The organism is Aquimarina sp. AD10 (assembly GCF_003443715.1).
Lineage (GTDB): Bacteria > Bacteroidota > Bacteroidia > Flavobacteriales > Flavobacteriaceae > Aquimarina > Aquimarina aggregata.
Window position 1 is genome coordinate 1,538,133 of the sequence record NZ_CP031965.1, and the last position, 18,642, is coordinate 1,556,774.

18 protein-coding genes and 1 pseudogene are annotated in these 18,642 nt (G+C 31.6%); 6 read left to right on the forward strand and 13 right to left on the reverse strand.

Annotated features, from left to right (window positions below; translation table 11 throughout):
• Positions 1-81: 81 nt before the first annotated feature.
• From D1816_RS06585 to D1816_RS06595, 3 genes are all read left to right on the forward strand, one after another.
• Positions 82-804 carry a YebC/PmpR family DNA-binding transcriptional regulator gene (locus D1816_RS06585; protein ID WP_066308895.1) on the forward strand — a complete coding sequence of 241 codons (723 nt, stop codon included), beginning with the start codon at positions 82-84 and terminating at the stop codon, positions 802-804.
• A gap of 265 nt (positions 805-1,069) precedes the next feature.
• The gene (locus D1816_RS06590; protein ID WP_147405086.1) at positions 1,070-1,570 is read left to right on the forward strand and encodes a hypothetical protein; all 501 of its coding nucleotides are present in this window, start codon (positions 1,070-1,072) and stop codon (positions 1,568-1,570) included.
• A 101-nt stretch (positions 1,571-1,671) separates the two neighbouring features.
• Complete coding sequence (locus tag D1816_RS06595) at positions 1,672-2,178, forward strand: hypothetical protein (protein ID WP_118501726.1); 507 nt, start codon at positions 1,672-1,674, stop codon at positions 2,176-2,178.
• Here the strand turns inward: D1816_RS06595 and D1816_RS06600 are convergent.
• The 4 genes and pseudogenes from D1816_RS06600 to D1816_RS06610 all read right to left on the reverse strand — a co-directional run bounded on the left by D1816_RS06600 (position 2,175) and on the right by D1816_RS06610 (position 6,331).
• The gene (locus tag D1816_RS06600) at positions 2,175-2,729 is read right to left on the reverse strand and encodes a 1-acyl-sn-glycerol-3-phosphate acyltransferase (RefSeq protein WP_066308890.1); all 555 of its coding nucleotides are present in this window, start codon (positions 2,727-2,729) and stop codon (positions 2,175-2,177) included. The two genes, D1816_RS06595 and D1816_RS06600, sit on opposite strands and share 4 nt — an antisense overlap.
• A 23-nt stretch (positions 2,730-2,752) precedes the next feature.
• Entirely contained in the window at positions 2,753-3,814 is a 1,062-nt protein-coding gene (locus tag D1816_RS26040; RefSeq protein WP_233565293.1) for an iron-containing alcohol dehydrogenase family protein, read from the reverse strand.
• A gap of 75 nt (positions 3,815-3,889) precedes the next feature.
• Positions 3,890-4,600: pseudogene (gene kdsB, locus D1816_RS26045) on the reverse strand (3-deoxy-manno-octulosonate cytidylyltransferase); the annotation flags it as partial.
• Between the two features lie 303 nt (positions 4,601-4,903).
• On the reverse strand, positions 4,904-6,331 hold the full coding sequence (locus D1816_RS06610; protein WP_066308888.1) for an ATP-dependent RecD-like DNA helicase: 1,428 nt from the start codon (positions 6,329-6,331) through the stop codon (positions 4,904-4,906).
• 136 nt (positions 6,332-6,467) lie between these two features.
• On the opposite strand from D1816_RS06610, the gene D1816_RS06615 reads away from it, so the two are divergent.
• From D1816_RS06615 to D1816_RS06625, 3 genes are read left to right on the forward strand one after another with little or no spacing between them, the layout of a single operon-like run.
• Positions 6,468-7,112, forward strand: a complete 645-nt coding sequence (locus D1816_RS06615; protein ID WP_066308885.1) for a hypothetical protein — start codon at positions 6,468-6,470, stop codon at positions 7,110-7,112.
• Entirely contained in the window at positions 7,093-7,920 is an 828-nt protein-coding gene (locus D1816_RS06620; RefSeq protein WP_118501728.1) for a DUF3822 family protein, read from the forward strand. The genes D1816_RS06615 and D1816_RS06620 overlap by 20 nt, the downstream gene beginning before the upstream one ends.
• 1 nt (position 7,921) lies before the next feature.
• The gene (locus tag D1816_RS06625) at positions 7,922-8,458 is read left to right on the forward strand and encodes an RsmD family RNA methyltransferase (RefSeq protein WP_066308881.1); all 537 of its coding nucleotides are present in this window, start codon (positions 7,922-7,924) and stop codon (positions 8,456-8,458) included.
• A 9-nt stretch (positions 8,459-8,467) separates the two neighbouring features.
• Here D1816_RS06625 and D1816_RS06630 read toward each other — a convergent pair whose 3' ends face one another.
• From D1816_RS06630 to D1816_RS06670, 9 genes are all read right to left on the reverse strand, one after another.
• Positions 8,468-8,923, reverse strand: coding sequence for a hypothetical protein (locus D1816_RS06630; RefSeq protein WP_066308876.1), 456 nt, complete (start codon positions 8,921-8,923; stop codon positions 8,468-8,470).
• A gap of 240 nt (positions 8,924-9,163) precedes the next feature.
• Positions 9,164-10,066, reverse strand: coding sequence for an aldo/keto reductase family oxidoreductase (locus D1816_RS06635; RefSeq protein ID WP_118501730.1), 903 nt, complete (start codon positions 10,064-10,066; stop codon positions 9,164-9,166).
• A 43-nt stretch (positions 10,067-10,109) separates the two neighbouring features.
• Entirely contained in the window at positions 10,110-13,034 is a 2,925-nt protein-coding gene (locus tag D1816_RS06640; protein WP_232517324.1) for a glycoside hydrolase family 3 N-terminal domain-containing protein, read from the reverse strand.
• Positions 13,035-13,041: 7 nt separating this feature from the next.
• Positions 13,042-13,527: an ABC transporter ATPase gene (locus D1816_RS06645; RefSeq protein ID WP_066308872.1), complete on the reverse strand. Its 486-nt coding sequence runs from the start codon at positions 13,525-13,527 to the stop codon at positions 13,042-13,044.
• A 131-nt stretch (positions 13,528-13,658) separates the two neighbouring features.
• Positions 13,659-14,450 carry a (Fe-S)-binding protein gene (locus D1816_RS06650; RefSeq protein ID WP_066308869.1) on the reverse strand — a complete coding sequence of 264 codons (792 nt, stop codon included), beginning with the start codon at positions 14,448-14,450 and terminating at the stop codon, positions 13,659-13,661.
• A gap of 62 nt (positions 14,451-14,512) precedes the next feature.
• Positions 14,513-14,959: a phosphoheptose isomerase gene (locus D1816_RS06655; protein WP_066308866.1), complete on the reverse strand. Its 447-nt coding sequence runs from the start codon at positions 14,957-14,959 to the stop codon at positions 14,513-14,515.
• A gap of 61 nt (positions 14,960-15,020) precedes the next feature.
• Positions 15,021-16,349, reverse strand: a complete 1,329-nt coding sequence (locus D1816_RS06660; protein WP_066308863.1) for a (Fe-S)-binding protein — start codon at positions 16,347-16,349, stop codon at positions 15,021-15,023.
• A gap of 10 nt (positions 16,350-16,359) precedes the next feature.
• Complete coding sequence (locus D1816_RS06665) at positions 16,360-17,310, reverse strand: MlaD family protein (protein ID WP_066308862.1); 951 nt, start codon at positions 17,308-17,310, stop codon at positions 16,360-16,362.
• Between the two features lie 86 nt (positions 17,311-17,396).
• Entirely contained in the window at positions 17,397-18,524 is a 1,128-nt protein-coding gene (locus tag D1816_RS06670) for an N-acetylmuramoyl-L-alanine amidase (RefSeq protein ID WP_066308861.1), read from the reverse strand.
• Between the last annotated feature and the right edge of the window lie 118 nt (positions 18,525-18,642).

Here is an 18,642-nt window from a genome sequence, read left to right on the forward strand (position 1 = left end):
TTTACAAATCGAAGTCTAACAAACATTTGTCAAAAACTTGGTTTCTACTTATGTTTGTATTTACAATTTAAAATTATCGCAATGGGAAGAGCTTTCGAATTTAGAAAAGCACGTAAGATGAAACGTTGGTCAGCAATGGCTAAAGCGTTCACTAGAATAGGTAAAGATATCGTCATGGCTGTAAAAGAAGGCGGGCCTGATCCAACTTCTAATTCTCGTTTAAGAGCTGTAATACAGAACGCCAAATCTGTAAACATGCCAAAAGACAATATCGAACGTGCAATTAAAAAAGCATCTGATAAAGAACAGGGCGATTACAAAGAAGTACTTTTTGAAGGATACGCACCTCACGGAATTGCAATTCTGGTAGAGACTGCCACAGATAACAATAACAGGACCGTAGCAAATGTTAGATCTTATTTTAATAAATGCGATGGAAATTTAGGAACCTCTGGATCAGTAGAATTTATGTTTGATCATACCTGTAACTTTAGAATTAATGGTGAAGGTCTAGACCCAGAAGAATTAGAATTAGAGTTTATTGATTTTGGAGCAGAAGAGGTATTTCAAGACGATGATGGAATACTAATTTATGCCCCTTTTGAGAGTTTTGGGGCCATTCAAAAGGAACTTGAGAGCCGGGAAATAGAAATTTTATCTTCTGGATTTGAACGCATTCCTCAAGTAACAAAAAAGCTAACCCCTGAGCAAGCAGCTGATGTAGAGAAGCTTTTAGAGAAGATCGAAGAAGATGATGATGTACAGAATGTTTATCATACAATGGAAGAATCTTCTTCTGAGTAATGAAATATACCGTTTTAATATCTAAAAGAGTTTGATTTTCTTATCAGACTCTTTTTTTATGTAAATTATTCTTTTCAACCTATTCTAATAATTATTATTTTAAATACTTATCAAGTAATTTCCTTTATTTGAATTGAGCTAAAACTTTACTCATTAGTTTTAATATTTTCATTTATGAATAGTTAAAAAAAAGTTAATAAAATTTTTCACTTTTTTATTTTTTTTCTATTTTCGCTGCAAAATTCATAAAAACCCCAAAATGATTATGAAAAAAATCACCTTCCTATTTTTTCTGACTTCTATGTTAATTTTCCAATCTTGTTCTAGTGATAGTGATGAGGATAGTGGAGCATCATTACCTGATGAAATAACTTATGGTCGTGAAAAAGTTACCATTTCTTCTGCTTTGATTGAAGATTTCGGAAATGGATTTAATGGATATAATTATGACTTCACACTTAAGGGAACTCTCGATGGGAAAGAATATAGTTTTTATGTAGAATTGTACTCTCCTGTAATTGAAAATGACAATCGTTTTAGAAGTGGCATATTCTCTTATAATCCAAATCCTACAGAGCCTGCTTTCTTTTTTGATGATGCCTATATTACTGTTGATGGGCAAAGAGTAAATGTTACTGGAGGAAAAATTACGGTTAATGCAAATAGTGATACAAATTTTGAATTTACTACAGATGTAAGTATCGAAAATGGAAAATCCATGTCGGTTCTCTATGATGGACAATTTACTGTAGTAAGCGGTAGATAGTTTATAGCTTATATAAACATAACAAAAAGGGCGTATTGATCAATACGTCCTTTTTGTTATGTTTTATTTATATTTCCGACTTATATCTAAAACCTTCACTTATGAAATTATTAGCAACTATAATCTTATTCGTATTTGTATCAGCTAGCACATATGCCCAAGAAATGGATAACAACAAATTACAAGAAATTATTCATAAAAATGCGGATACCTTAAATGGTGTTTCGGGTAACTGGAAATTTTTGTATAAAGAGGTTCCTATGCTATGTGTTACAGATCAAACCAATAATAGAATGCGTATAATTTCGCCTATTGCCGAATCGAAAAAATTAGATAAAGATCTTTTATTAGATGCTATGACAGCTAATTTTCATTCAGCATTAGATGTTAAATATGCTATTTCAAATGAAATCCTTTGGTCTGTATATATACATCCTTTAAAAGAATTATCTAATGAACAAGTTGAAAACGCGATATCACAAGTATATTATGCTGCTAAGACATTCGGAACAACATTTTCTAGTACCGAATTAATTTTTGGAGGAGGTCAAGTAGAAGAAAAACCTAAGGATGATAAAATAATAGAAGAAAAAACTCGAAAATTTTAATCCACATTAAAACTATATCCAGGTATTTTTCCTTTTACGCCTTTGAAAAAGTTATACATGTATTCAAAATCTTTTTCAATACTATTTGTCGGATAAAACGGTTCTGAAATTACATTTTGTTTTTTTCCAAAATCAAAAGTAATCATAATTATAGGCACTTCTGCTTCTTTAGCAATATGATAAAAACCGGTTTTCCATTCTTTTACTTTCTTCCTAGTTCCTTCTGGAGCAATGGTAAGACGCAATTCTTCTCTTTTTTTAAACAACTCTGCTATTGCTTCAACTTTATTTTGACCAGGTGTTCTATCTAGAGGAATCCCTCCTACTTTTTTAAAATACCAACCCAAAGGCCATTTAAAGAGTTCTTTTTTTCCCAAAAAACTAATTTTAAGATTGACCAATTGTCGGATTAACAAGCCTATATAAAAGTCATGCCAACTCGTATGCGGCACTGCAATAACAACACATTTCTTGATATGGTCGGCATTAAAATCACCAATAATTTTCCAACCTAGTATTTTATAATAGATAAAAGATGATAAACGTTTCATAAAATACTAAGTTGAAAATATATTTATAAAGAACGATAAATTTTCTTTAATACCTCTGCATTAACTTCGGATTTCCAATCTTTACCCAAAGCATTTTCCCATAGTGGTTCTAAACTAAGTGCTACTTCGCACATAGTATCCAATTGTTCTGATGTGATATCAGCACAAACTCCAACAGGCAATGTTATATTATGATATTCTTTCATTTTTTTAAATATAGCGACTCCTTCTGGGTAATATTTTTCTAATTTATCAAATACAATGCAATTTCCAACACCATGTTTTGTTCCTAAAACATATGCCAATCCATAACTCATTGCATGAGCAACACCCACTTGTGAATATGCTATACTCATTCCTCCGTGCCAGGAAGCCATCATTAATTTTGAATCAGCATCTTCTTTTTCTAAATTATTTTCTAGAAAAATTTCTTTACACAAATCCAATGCTTTCTCACCATAACTTTGGCTAAAAGCATTCAGATATGTACCATTTAATGACTCTACACAATGAATATAACAATCCATACCTGTATAAAACCATTGATTTTTCGGCACATCATTAATTAATTCTGGATCTAAAATAACCTGATCAAATGGTGTAAAATCTGAATTAATACCTAGTTTTCGTTCTGGTCCAGTTAATACGGTAGTTCTAGACACTTCTGCTCCTGTTCCAGATATAGTTGGAATCCCAACATGATAAACAGCTTTGTTCTTAACCAAATCCCATCCTTGGTAATCCGCCGCACTTCCTGGATTGGTTAACATAATAGCTACAGCTTTTGACAAATCAAGTATAGAACCTCCACCAATTCCTATAATACCGCTTGGCGCAAACTGATAGGTACTATTAATTCTATTCACCAATTCATCTACTTGAGATGTTTTGGGTTCTTCTTCAGTTGATACATAAATTATTTCATCCATTGAACGTAATGGAATTCTATCTTCAATAAATGAGATATTATTTTCAAAAACACTATCTATTAAATAGATAAAAGGTGCAATACCATTTCGTACTGGAGAAATTATTTCTCCTATTTGGTCAAAAGCTCCTTTTCCAAATACTACTTTAGGAACCATTGGGAAGTTTTTATGTAAAGTAGTTTGTTTTTTATCGGAAGTAATCAAATAGTTTGTTTCCACTACATTTTCTTTTTTAATTATTTTCTTAGCTCTTTCTAAATCTTCCGGGGTATCAATTTCAACACCTTCGTGTCGAGTTTCAATCATTTTTATATTCTTACCATATTCAAGGTATCTAATACATTCTATTTTTTCAGAAGCTTCCAGTTCTTTCATTGGTAGCTTATAAAAATCCAAAATAGCTTGTTTTCTAAAAGCATAAACTCCTTTATGCTTATGATATGTATAATTTAATTCTTTATCTCTAGGATACGGAATTGGTGATCGTGAAAAATACAATGCATAGTTATTTTCATCTACAATAACCTTTACACTATTAGGATTCATAATATCATTCCAGTCACTAATAGGTGTCATAAGGCTTGCCAAATCGATTTTATCCGAATCATCTTCATAAAATACATTTAAGACTTTTTCAAGGCTTTCTCGATCAGTAAATGGCTCATCTCCCTGAACATTTACCACAATATCCACATCCAAACCTTCAACAGCTTCAGCGATTCTGTCACTACCACAACTATGTTCTTTAATGCTCATAATTGCTTCTCCACCATTAGAAACTATTTCTTCATAAATAATATCACTATCAGTGACTACATATACTGCATCAAATAATCCAGAATTAATAGTAGCTTCATAAGTTCTTCTGATCACTGTTGTTCCTTCAAGGTCTTGCATTAACTTACCAGGAAACCGCGTTGCAGCGTATCGCGCAGGAATCATTGCGATAATCTTAAGTTCTTTTTTGTTCAATGTTTGTTGCTTTTTGTAATAGCAAAATTAGCTTTTTTAAATCAATTTTCGAGCCAAGCTTTATATTTAGTTATCTATATAAATCTTAAAAAAATCATAAATATCAGCCAAAGAAAAGCTTATCAAATTTTTCTTTGTTTTATTTTACATCGATCTAAGAATAAAGAGCCTTTTATATAAAACACTTCAATAATAAAATACCCTACTATCTACTTAATTCTTTTTTTACCATTTTATATAATCAAATAATTCAATCCGTTAAAATAAAACAACTTAGCTTTCAATAAAAAAATCATTCTTAAATCCAATAAGATATAATTTCTTTTTGGCTCTAGTTACGGCTGTATAAAGCCAGCGTAAATAGTCTTTATTAATACCATCTGCCAAATAAGGCTGTTCTATAAATACGATATCCCACTGACCACCTTGAGATTTATGGCAAGTTATTGCATACGAAAACTTAACCTGTAGACTATTAAAGTACTTATTATTTTTCACTTTTAAAAATTTCTTATACTTAGATGTTTCATCTTCATAATCCTTCATCACCTCTTGATACAAAGTATTTGATTCTTCATAAGATAATGATGGGGTTTCAGATGTTAATGTCTCGAGAAGTAAAACTGTTTCAAAAGATTTTTGATTTGGATAATCAACCATGCTAATTTTGACCTCTGCAAACCTAAATCCATACAGTTCTTTTATGGCATAAATTTCTAGAATCTTAATGATATCACCATTCGCAATAAATCCAGCTTCGCTTTTGTTATCAAGCCAAAAATAATTATTCTTTACAACCATTAAATAATCTCCTGCAGAAAGTTCTTCTTCTTGAAAAAGAATTCTTGATCTTATTTGTTGGTTATAAATATTCGCTCTTTTATTTGATCGAAGTATAATCACAGATTCTTCATGACCAGAATCTGAGTAAGCTTCATTTAAGGCATCCATAATTTCATGACCATCGATACATCTAATTATATCGGTATATCCGGATATATTAAATTGAAAAGTATCATAAAAACCACCATTAAGCTGCTCTCTTAAATTAGTTGCATTCATTAAGATACCACTATTTTCGGCTTGCCTTACAACTTCGTCTAATTCTATCTGGGTCACATCCTTATTAAAACCCATAGATAGATTATCTGGATTAAGAGCAGGACTGACTTCCAGTTTTACTGGTGGTAATTGTGCTGTATCGCCTATAAAAAGGATTTTGCAATTATATCCTGAGTACACATACATCATCAAATCATCTAACAAAGAGCCATTTTCGAACAATTTACTGTCACTAGGAGTATCAGGAATCATAGATGCTTCGTCAACTATAAAAAGAGTGTCTCTACTTTTATTTTGTTTAAGCTGAAAAGCTAAACCACCGGATTGATTCTTTTTTGGATAATAAATGTTTCGATGGATCGTCTGTGCGTGCTTGCCAGAATAATTGCTAATTACTTTAGCTGCCCTTCCTGTAGGAGCAAGTAATACTGCTTTCAGCTTCGCTTTCCATAAATTCTTAACCAAAGTACCTATTAATGTTGTTTTTCCTGTTCCTGCATAACCCTTAAGAAGAAAAAGAGCATCTTTGGATCCCTCTAAAATGAAATGAGATAATTTCTGAAGTACAACGTCCTGTTTTAGAGTGGGTTCAAAAGGAAAATCTGTTTTCAATAATTCATAAAACTCTTTTTCCTTCATTGATTTATTTTAAATATAAACATCTAACTTAAGTTAATAAATCAAAGATAGGGATGATTTTTTGGCAATAAACTTTTACGATTAAAAAAAAATTGTAGATTTGCGTATACACTAATGTTTAAAGCTAAATCATAAAATGAAAATTGTTATTCAATTAGTTCTTTGGGTAGTTATAGGGTTTTTAGGATACTTGGTATTCAATTCTGTTATGGGACCTGTAAGATTCAACAAAGTAAAAGAAGTAAGATATGCTAAAGTCGTTGAAAATCTTAGAGATATACGTACCGCTCAATTGGCTTATAGATCTATAACTGGAAAATTTGAAAAAAATCCAGAAAAACTCATCACATTTATAGATACCGCTAAATTCACACTAACACAAAGAAGAGATTCTAGTTTTATAAGATTTAATAAAATCCTGAAAATTGACGAACCGAAAGATACTGTTGTTGTTGACACACTAGGGTATGCTTCAGTAAAAGATTCTTTGTTTAAAACTGGTAGTCATAAATCAATGTTGAAAATTCCTATTGCGGGCGTTGATGCAAAATTTGATTTAGATGCTGGTTTTATTAATAAAAATGACCTGAGAATCCCTGTTTTTGAAGCTAAAGTAGCAAAAGACGTACTTCTTCACGATCTTGACAAAGATTTGCTTGCTCAAGAGAAAGAAGTTGTTTCTGTTGATGGTGTTAATGGGGCATTTTTATCTGTTGGATCAATGATTGAAGTAAAAACATCTGGTAACTGGCCAATGACCTATGGTGCAAACGACCAATAATAATATAGATAATACATCTAAAAAATTGTCCATTCAGGTAAGCTTGAATGGACTTTCTTTTTGTACGAGAGACGCTATTGATCATACAATACTAACTGTTGAACAAGAAAATTTTGGAATACAATTAACTCCCGAGCAAATTTTAAATAAAATCAAATATACTTTTGATACGAATTCTAATTTAAAAGAAAACTTCGAAACAGTAGAAGTTATATATCAAAATGATCTTTATACTTTAGTTCCGAAACCTTTATTTGATGAAAATCAAGCAAAGGAATATTTAAATTACACTGTTAAAGTCTTCGATAATGATTTTATAGCATTTGATGAGTTAAATCAACATGATATTATTACCGTCTATATCCCTTATGCAAATATTCACAATTTCTTCTTTGAAACTTTTGGTTCTTTTACATACAAACATTCTACCACCATTTTAACGAATGCTTTGCTCTCACAAGAAAAAAATAGTGATGATATAACTGTTTTTGCTAATATGAATTCAAAGTCTTTTGATTTATTTGTAATCAATAAAGGACGGTTAATTCTAAGTAATACATATAGTCACGAGACTAAAGAGGATTTTTTATATTATTTGATGTTTGCTACAGAACAATTACAATTAAACCCAGAGGAATATCATTTGGTATTTCTTGGTGATATAAAGAAAAACAATGATTACCATAACATTGCACATCAATACATAAGAAAAGTTAGTTTTAGCAACCATCTGTTGAATTTAAAACTATCACCAGACATTCGACCTATAGAGCCCCATCAACACTTTGTTTTACTAAGTCTTTTTTAATATGCGTATCATTTCAGGAAAATATAAAGGAAAAATACTTTATGCTCCAAAAAAATTACCTGTTAGGCCTACAACTGATATGGCAAAAGAGGGATTGTTTAATATCTTAAATAATCATTACAATTTTTCTAATTTATCTGTAATTGATTTATTTGCAGGCACAGGTAATATTAGCTATGAATTTGCTTCAAGAGGCACAAAAGATATAACCGCAGTAGATGGGCATTATGCATGTTTGGGTTATATAAAAAATGTTTCTAAAGAACTTAATTTTACTATTGAGACTATCAAGAGTGACGTATACAAGTATCTTGAAAAATCAAGCAGTAAGGCCGATTTAATATTTGCTGATCCTCCTTATGATTTTGAAACAGAAAAATTTTCTAAAATAGCTATTCTCGTATTTGAAAAAAACCTTTTAAAAGACGATGGAGTTTTAATCATAGAACATTCAAAACATACTTCTTTAGAAGAAACTCCACATTTTAGCCATTCGCGAAAATATGGAGGCTCTGTATTTAGTTTTTTCGAAAAGTAATACTAATAATTATTGATTACTCATAACCGAAGTTCTTATAGAGAATTCGTCTATAGTAGTTAGATTACTTAAAGAGTCTATTTGATAAGAAGCATTGCTTATGATATCTTCATAAAAGGACAGTACTTTAGCATCAAATCCAGGTGTATCCTCAGCAGTTAGCTTAAAAATATCCATCTGATAAATAAAATTATTTAAAATATGATGACTTGAGCAAAGCATAGCCTTATAAATATTAAGCTTTGCATTTTCCAACTGTACCTTTTTACTATTTCTACGCATATCGATAAAAAGGAAAACGCAAAAAATTAAAAATGGAAAAATTAGTTCGTCTATCTCTAAATAATCAAAGCTTTTTAAGAAGGTAATGAATTGATCAAATAAATCTAACTCAAGGAGTATTGTCGACACATAAATAAAGGAGGAAAATACTAACCCTAAAAGCGTTAGTTTGTACTTATTCATTTGGTTAGGGGATTATAAAGTTAGGGAGTTGTGATTTGTAAGTTTTACTAGGGTTACGATTTAAATTATTAACAGAAAAAAATATACGTTTAGGGGTCTGACCAAATAAATATAAGTAAAATGACGTATTAGAATATTTATTTTACGAGTATTTTAACATAATTTTTATGATGAAAACCCATAATCTTATTAGTATAATGATTTAGATACTCTTTCTACTTTTAAAACCTTGTTTAAAAATTACGCAACTTCCTCACCTTTAGAAGCTTCCCATATCATAAACCATTCTTCATTTGTAATATCAACTTTTAAGGCCTCTACTGCAGATTGGATTCTATTAATTTTTGTTGATCCAATTATTGGTAAAATACGTGAAGGATGTTTTAAAATCCATGACATTAATATCTGATCCAAGCTGGCATTGTATTTTTTAGACAATTCAGCTACAATTCCATTAATTCTCAATACACTTTGATCAGGTTCTTTTGCAAAGAACTTTCCTCCTTCTAAAGTAGAATACCCCATTGGACTTATCTGTTTTGTAATGCATTGGTCTAAAGTTCCATCTTCGAATGGCTCTAAATGTAAAGGAGAAATCTTAATTTGATTTGTTACTAAGGGAATAAAAGCGTTTAACATTTCAAATTGTGAAGGTGTAAAATTAGATACACCAAAATGTAATACTTTACCATCTTCTTTTAGTTTCGAAAAGGCTGATATAATCTCTTCTGGGTTCATTAATGGACTTGGCCTATGAACCAATAATAAATCAATATAATCAGTTTCTAAATTCTTTAAAGATTTCTCTACTGATCTAAGTATATAATTTTTATCTAAATCATATGATTTAATGCCATTATCAGGCCTGTTTGGCGTTACTAATTTTATGCCGCATTTAGTAATTAGTTGCATTTTTTGCCGAAGAGCACTTTGGTTTTTTAAAGCATTCCCAAATAGTTCTTCAGTAGTATAGTGACCATATATATCAGCATGATCAAAAGTGGTTACCTCTATATTTAAGCAGTCTTCTATTAGTTTTTGAGTTTGGCTTACAGTTAGATTAGCGCCCCATTCTCCCCAATTCATACATCCTGCCACTATACGTGAAAATGTTGGGCCTTTTTTCGAAACCTGAATTTTCATATTTAAAGTTTTCAAAAGTTAATGTGTTATACTATAAGGACGATTAATAATCTATTGCATCATAAATCACTCTTTGTATCTCTGATCGAATATCGTTAGAAATCAGTTTACGATTTGCTGAATCAGGAAAAGTACGATTACTTAGAAATACATAAACAATTTCTTCTTCTGGATCTGCCCAGGTAAAGGTACCTGTAAATCCACTATGACCAAAGCTTGTCTTTGAAATACAGCCACATGTAGGTCCTATATCTCCTAATTGTGGCTTATCAAACCCCACTCCCCTACGTACATCTCTATTACAATAATAGCATGTATTAAACTCTTCTAAAGTTTGACTTTTAAAATATTGCTTTCCTCCATAGCTACCTCCGTTTAAGTACATTTGCATAATTTTAGCAACATCATTTGCATTAGAAAACAGCCCAGCATGTCCGCCAATTCCACCAAACATAGCGGCTCCTTGATCATGCACATAGCCATGGATAATCTCTTGTCTGAAGGCACCATCATTTTCTGTAGGTACAATTCTCTTTTTCTTAAATTTATTAGATGGCAAATAAGATGTATTGTTAGCACCTAATGATCTGTAAAAATGTTGTTGTGTGAGCGCATCTAACGAGTTTCCGTAATGATTTTCAATATATTTTTTTAATAAGTAATACGGTAAATCACTGTATTTATAACGTAGTCTTTTTCTTAATTCACTATCTCTTATTCTTAAAAATAAAGAATCGCGCATATCACTACGAAAATAAAGGTTCTCTGTTACTCTTATATTAAATTCATCTGAAGATTTAGTCCTATAATATTTTTTATCTGGCTTTTGTGTAACACTATCAAGAGTCTTTAAATAGAAAGGTATCCATGCTCTAAGTTTTGCATAATGAGAAAGCATCGACCTAATCGTAATATCTTTTTTGTTAGAATCTTTAAAAGAAGGTAACATTTCACCAACACGTGTATCCAAGGAAACGATTCCTTTATCTTTCATTTCTATAACAAGTGGTAAAGTGGCTAGTATTTTTGTTAATGATGCTAAATCATATATATCAGTTCCTTTAACTTTTCTTAGCTTATTATAGGTGTGATATCCATAATTTTTATTAAAAACAACTTTTCCTTTTCTTGCGACGATTAATTGCAATCCTGGAGCCATTTTTTCTTTTAATGTACGATCAACTATAGAATCTATTCTTTTTAACTTGTATGAATTCATTCCTACACTTTCTGGCAGGCCATAAGTCAATCTGTTTAATGATCTCGTTTCAATTCCAGTCCCTACCGGAAAATCTTCCCCTAAACTAACAGGAAGCTTTCCTTTTGCCCCTATTCCTCCAAAAAGCATTTGTGCTGCTTTTTCCTGAGAGACTTCACTGTTTTGATATGCCATTAAGATCCCTTCAAAATTTAAGGTAGTTAACATATCCAACATAGCATAGGGTCTCGCAAAAATATTTAACACTGTTGTGTTAAGCCTTGCAATTTCATACAACCAGACTAATTCTTTGTCAGTGAACTTATAATCTTTCCAAGGAGAAGCATTAGATTTATGAAAACCTATTACCACATAATTATAATTACGCAACTGATCGATCATCTCACTTAATTGATTTGCCTTAACCCAGTCGACTTTTGCATACTTATTAAGCTCTTGATAAAAAGCATCTCCAGAATCATCACCCATAGATACGTAGGCAACTTTTTTTAAATCTAGATTTTTGACGGGCATCACAGCTCTATCATTCTTTAAAACTGTTAATGAGTTTTCTACCAAACTATGATGAAGTGTTTTGTTTTTAACACTATTCAATTCTTCATATAAAAAAGCAGTTTCAACGGGCTTATACTTATGAAGCCCCACTTTGTATTTGGCTAATAATATTTTTCTAACAGAGTGAGCTAAGCGTTCTTCTGTTACAATTTTTGAATAGTAGGCAGAAATTATTTTTTGTGAAGCCAGAGGAACATCTTCTGAAATTAGCAGTACGTCGTTACCTGCTAAAAAGGCAGCTAAATCAATTTCTCCGGGGCTTTTAAAATCAGAAGCGCCTTTCATATTTAAAGCATCTGTAAAAATAAGTCCTTCAAAACTTAAGCTATCTTTAAGTAAAGTAGTTACTACTCCTTTAGAAATAGAAGAAGGGTACCCAACTCTAGATTCTAAACTCGGAATATTAAGATGTGCAACCATTACACTTGATAAGCCTTCTTTAATAAGTTGTTTATACGGATATAACTCAATACTATCTATTCTTTGAGCATTAAAATTTATCGTGGGTAAAGTTTTATGAGAATCGCTATCTGTATCACCATGACCAGGAAAATGTTTGGCACTTGCCATAATTCCTTCTTTCTGCATTCCTTTCATAAAGGCTAGTGATTTTTGAGTCACCATTTCTTTACTTTCGCCAAATGAACGATTTCCTATAATTGGGTTTTTAGGATTTGTATTGATATCTACTACCGGAGCAAAATTTATATGAATTCCAAGACGTTTACAATGTCTAGCAATTTGTCTGCCAGTTTCTTCAATCAAATCATTATTTTGTATGGCTCCCAAAGTCATATTCCATGGAAAAGCCTGAGTAGAATCTAAACGCATTGCGAGTCCCCACTCTGCATCCATACCAATTAATAAAGGTACTTTTGAAAGCTCTTGATATTCGTTATTTAATTTTGCTTGTCTATTAGGTCCCCCTTTGGAAAAAATTACTCCTCCGATATGATATTCTTCTATGAGTTTTTTTATTTTGTCTGTATCCTTTTTGGGTTTAGAAGAAAACACATCCACCATAAAAAGTTGTCCAACTTTTTCTTTAAGCGTCATTTTACTATACACACTATCCACCCAGCGTCTTTGAGCATCTTCATCTTCAGTAATTAGAGGGTTCTGAAATTGAGAATATGCACTAATCGTGATAAATAAAACAATAAAAGAAATATACTTTTTAATACTATGCCACACGAAAATTTTAGTTTAAAAACCGGTTGTGCCAACTATCTTTTGCTGGGACTTCCCAATTGGTTCGATATTCGGCAATATTAGTCACTAGGTTATTGAAAACGATAGTATTTGGGGATACTGATCTTTTTTTGGCCATCATCTTAAAATCTGATAGCGTTTTATAAGCTACAAATTCTCCTTGTTTAAAGGAAACATTCATCTTATCCATCAAATCAACACTATATAGTTGTTCTAAATCTTGGATAAAATGTACTGAAGCATCTATTGAGCAACCAGTAGCGGGATTAAGTCCTTGATCTAATCCTATTGTTATGAATCTTTTATATTTAATTTCATAACTAGCTTTAAGATCCGAACCATGTGCTGTCCATTGCTCTAAAAATTCGTTTAATTTATTTTTAATTTCTTCCAATTCCTCTTGAGAAAATGATCTATTTGCTTGATAAATCCACACTCTAGATGTTTCAGGAAGTTCATTGAAGTCTACCAACATTACCTATCTTTTTACTTTTTTACTAAAATAGCAAAAACTATTACTATTTCCCTTTAGAATCTATTTAAAAAAAGAGTTAATATGAAAAACATATTAACTCTACTTAAATTGTACTTTATTTGATAAATATATTATAAATCTTGTGCATTAGCTATAAGCTCTGCAACATCCATAACATCAATACTATCTTCTTTTTCTTTATTCTTAACACCATCGGTCATCATAGTGTTACAAAACGGACAACCAGCGGCAATTATATCGGGTTTTGTCTCTAAAGCATCTTCTGTTCTTTCAATATTTACATCTTTATTACCTGGTTCTGGTTCTTTGAACATTTGAGCACCTCCAGCACCACAACATAAACCATTTCGTTTACAGCGTTTCATTTCAATCAACTCAACTTCTAATTTTTTAAGTAAGTCTCTTGGTGCTTCATAAACATTATTTGCTCTACCCAGGTAACATGGATCATGAAAAGTAATTCGTTTCCCTTTAAATTTACCTCCTTCTACAGTTAATCTACCTTCATCTAATAAAGACTTAAGAAATTGGGTATGATGCATAACATCATAATCACCTCCTAAGACTGGATATTCATTTTTTAAGGTATTAAAACAATGAGGGCAGGCTGTTACAACCTTTTTAATTTCATATGCATTCATTACCTCAATATTGGTAACTGCTTGCATTTGAAATAAAAATTCATTTCCAGCTCGTTTTGCAGGATCTCCTGTACAACTTTCTTCTGTTCCTAAAACTGCAAAATCAACATTTGCACTATGAAGTAGTTTTACAAATGCTTTTGTAATCTTTTTCGCCCTATCATCAAAACTACCTGCACAACCTACCCAAAATAGCACTTCGGGTTTTTTACCTTCGGCCATATACTCTGCCATTGTGGGTACTTTTATAGTTTCGCTCATATTTAATACTTTATTTTTCTTAATTCCTTATTTAAAAGAAGGTGGATAGGAAAATCACTTATTTAATCGTGTTTTCCGTCGTCAAAAACCTCTATAGTCACCACTCTCTCTACCAATTCTGTAAATTTACCTGTGTATCGAGTTGCTTTTACTAAGTGATTATCAATCCAATGATAATTCCCCCCTCTTGGTTTACCCATTAACAGGCTGTGATACTTAAATCCATGTTTATTTAACCAAGATTCTGTTACTCCTCTATGTTCTTCTGTTCGCGATGTAAAGAAACATATGATATGTCCTTCATCAAACCATTTGTTTAATGTTACTAAAGCATCCGGAAATGGTTCACATGTAACCATACGTTCTGGTTCTTCATTCGGTACGTCTTCTGTAATTGTACCATCGATATCAATTAAATAATTTTTGATACCTTCTGGAAGTACAGGGCTAATATGCTCTCCTGCCTCTACTTTATCGTGTAGTAATTTTTCTACTTCTTCCTTCTTCATAACTATTATTTCTCTTTAGTTTAAATGGTTAATTGGTTAATTTAAATTAATACGTGATTATTTATTCTTTACTCCAGTTTACTCTATCCATTTGGTTGAATGGCCATGGAGCTCCGTTATTTTCTATATTAGACATCATATTATTTAGATCTGTTGGTGCTGCACTCTCTTCCATTACTAAATAACGTCTCATATCCATAATGATTGATAATGGACTTATGCTTACAGGACAAGCCTCAACACAAGCGTTACAACTTGTACATGCCCATAGTTCTTCTGTCGAAATATAGTCGTTTAATAATTGTTTACCATCATCGACAAAACTACCATTCTTATCAATATTATCACCCACTTCTTTAAGACGATCTCTGGTATCCATCATTATTTTACGAGGAGAAAGTTTCTTTCCTGTTTGATTTGCAGGACATTCACTAGTACAACGCCCACACTCGGTACATGTATAAGCATTAAGTAATTGTGCCCAATTAAGATCCATAACATCTGAAGCTCCAAACTTTTCAGGTTCACCTTCTTCTGCCTGATCTTCTGCAGGAGCTGCAAACGGATCAGCATTAGGATCCATCATTAACATTACTTCTTTGGTAACTGCTTCTAGATTATCTAGTTGCCCTTTGGGTTTTAAATCTCCATAGTATGTATTCGGGAAAGCTAATAAAATATGCAAGTGTTTAGAGAAATATAAATAGTTCAAAAACACTAGGATTCCAAGAATATGCAACCACCAGGCTCCTCTTTCTAAAAGTATAAGGCTTCCTTCTGACATTCCTTCAAAAAGCGGAGAAATAAACTGACTTATTGGATATGATCCTGCGCTGATATAATGCCCAGAACCTAATTCTTGTAACTGTAGATCAGCAGCATTCATAACCAAAAATAAGGTCATTAATACCATTTCGAAATACAAGATAAGATTACCATCATTTTTAGGCCATCCTTTCATCTCGGGGTTCCAAAAACGTTTAAGTTTAATAACATTACGACGTGTCCAAAATAAAATAACTCCTACAAATACTAAAAATGCTAAAATCTCGAATGAGCCAATCAGAAAGTCATAAAGAGGTCCTAAGAATGAAAATATTCTATGCGTACCAAAAATACCATCGATAATAATCTCGAGTACCTCTATATTAATAATAATAAAACCTATGTAAACTACGATATGTAAAATACCTGCTATTGGTCTTCTTACCATTTTAGATTGCCCTAGAGCAATCATAGCCATATTTTTAAATCGCGCTGCTTTATCATCTGACCTATCTACATCTTTACCAAGGCGAATGTTACGAATAACCTTACGGATATTCTTTATAAAATATCCAATCCCAGCCACTAAGGCAATTACAAATAAGATATTAGGTATGTATTGCATAATCTATTAATTAATTTATTGAGTCTGTTGGTTTTTCGTATGGTGCATTTTTCTTTCCAAAAACAGAAATATGAACGTAACGTTTTGGATTTAGTCTTAAGTCCTGAAGCAAAAGCTCTAATTGTTTACTTGTCTTTTCTAAATTATCGTATAATTTATCATCCTTCAACAATTTTCCTGCTGTACCTTTTCCTGACTTTAAATCTTGTGAAATTTTATCAAAATTAACTAAGACAGCTTCCAATTCCTTTCCTATTTTACCAATATTGATATTTGACAATGAATCTGATACCTTATTTAATTTTGTAGAAATTTCATCTGCGTTTCTAAATGCATTACTCAATTTATCTTCATTAGCTATCATAAGGTTATTTAACCTTCTTGATGTTCCTTTAAAGTCTTTTACGCTCTCACTTAAATCTTTAAAAATAGTATTAAGGTTATTTTTATTATCTACATTAAGAATACCGTTAACAGATGTCAACAATGTATCTGCATCGGTTATAGCGGCTTCTAACTTTTCCTGTAAAGGTGCTAACTTATCATTTACCAATTCTAACAAACCAGCTTCTACTCTGCCTGGTAACGTATCCCTATCTTTTGCTTCAAGTCCTTTTTCATACTTTGGCATTATTGCTAAAGATTTTCCTCCTATTAAGCCTCCGCCATATACTTTTGCTTCACTATTTTTAGAAAATGAAAAATCATTACCAACTGTAAACTCTACGACCAAATTACCTTCGGTATCAGCAAAATCGATAGATACTACCTGACCAACCACTAAGCCATTTATAGTAACGGGGGAAGATGGTATTAATCCTTCGACATTTTTATAGACTGCATATAATGTTCTATCATTTTCGAGAAGATTTTTCCCTTTTAAAAAGCTATATCCAAAAATCAAAAGTGCTATAGCGCATATCGCTAAAATTCCTGTTTTAACTTCTCGAGTAAATTTCAAAATATATTATGTTTTAGGACACAAATTTAGAATAAAAAAACTTTTCTACTACCTATTCTTTGAGGAATTCTTAGTATTTATTTAGATTAATTAGAAGAAATATTAGCTTTTAGTGCTTCTGTTAAAGGAATTGCTTCATTATTCCGAAAAGCTGCTATAAAACTAGAATCGTATCCTTTTCCTGTTGCAATTTCTTTAAGCTCCTGTATTAGAGTATAGTTAGAGGTACTTCCAAAATAATATTTATACAAGTCCCCAGACTTAATTTTTGACAATTGATCAAGCCCGTTAAAGTTAAAGGGTTGCAACTCTATATCGGTTGAACCGGCAGCAATTTGTACTTTAAAAACAACATCTTCGTACACCTGTCCTCCTTCTATTTTAGGTGTCTTCGTTTCTACTACCTTAGGAGTCTCTGTTTTTGGAACATAATATATAGCATCTAGACTTTCTTTATAATCTATTATAGAGGTTACAATAGATTTTGCCATTTCGGCCTGTCCTTTCTTAGAATTTAAAAATTTACCTTCTTTATTATTGGTTAAAAAACCAAGTTCTATAAGAACACTAGGCATATATGTTTGGTGTAGTACTACAAATCCAGCTTGTTTTACTCCACGACTTTTTCTACTTAATGTCTTTTTAAACCTGTTTTGAACAAAACTGGCGAGTGTAAGGCTTTGGTCCAAATATTCTTCTTGCATTAATGTTAGCCCTATTATAGATTCTGGAGAATTAGGATCAAAACCATCATAATTGGCTTCATAATTATCTTCTAAAAGAATAACTGAATTTTCGTTTTTAGCAACATTAAAGTTTTCATCATTTGCATGCAACCCTAAAACAAATGTTTCTGTACCGTAGGCTTGGGAACGGTGAGAATTGCAATGTACAGAAACAAAAAGATCTGCTCCTGCCTTATTGGCAATACTACCTCGTTCATGCAACTCTATAAAATTATCAGTTTTTCGGGTATATACAACCTTAAACCTAGGGTCTTTTTCTAATGCCTTACCAACAGATAACACTACATTTAAAGAAATAGTTTTTTCTTCATATCCGTTTCCTCTATTACCAGAATCATGTCCCCCATGTCCTGCATCTAAAACTACTACAAATTTCTTTTTTTCTTGTAAAGTTTCGGGATTCTGAAACCCGTATATTATAAAAATTACAACTCCCAGAAAAATACTATATGTTATATTTCGTTTCATCAACTACAAATAATTTACTATAAAATTGAAACATTCCATTTTTGTTCCCGTATTTAATAACAGACATGAAAAAATAATAATTATATGCTTCATAAAAAAGATACTATAACCCAACTAT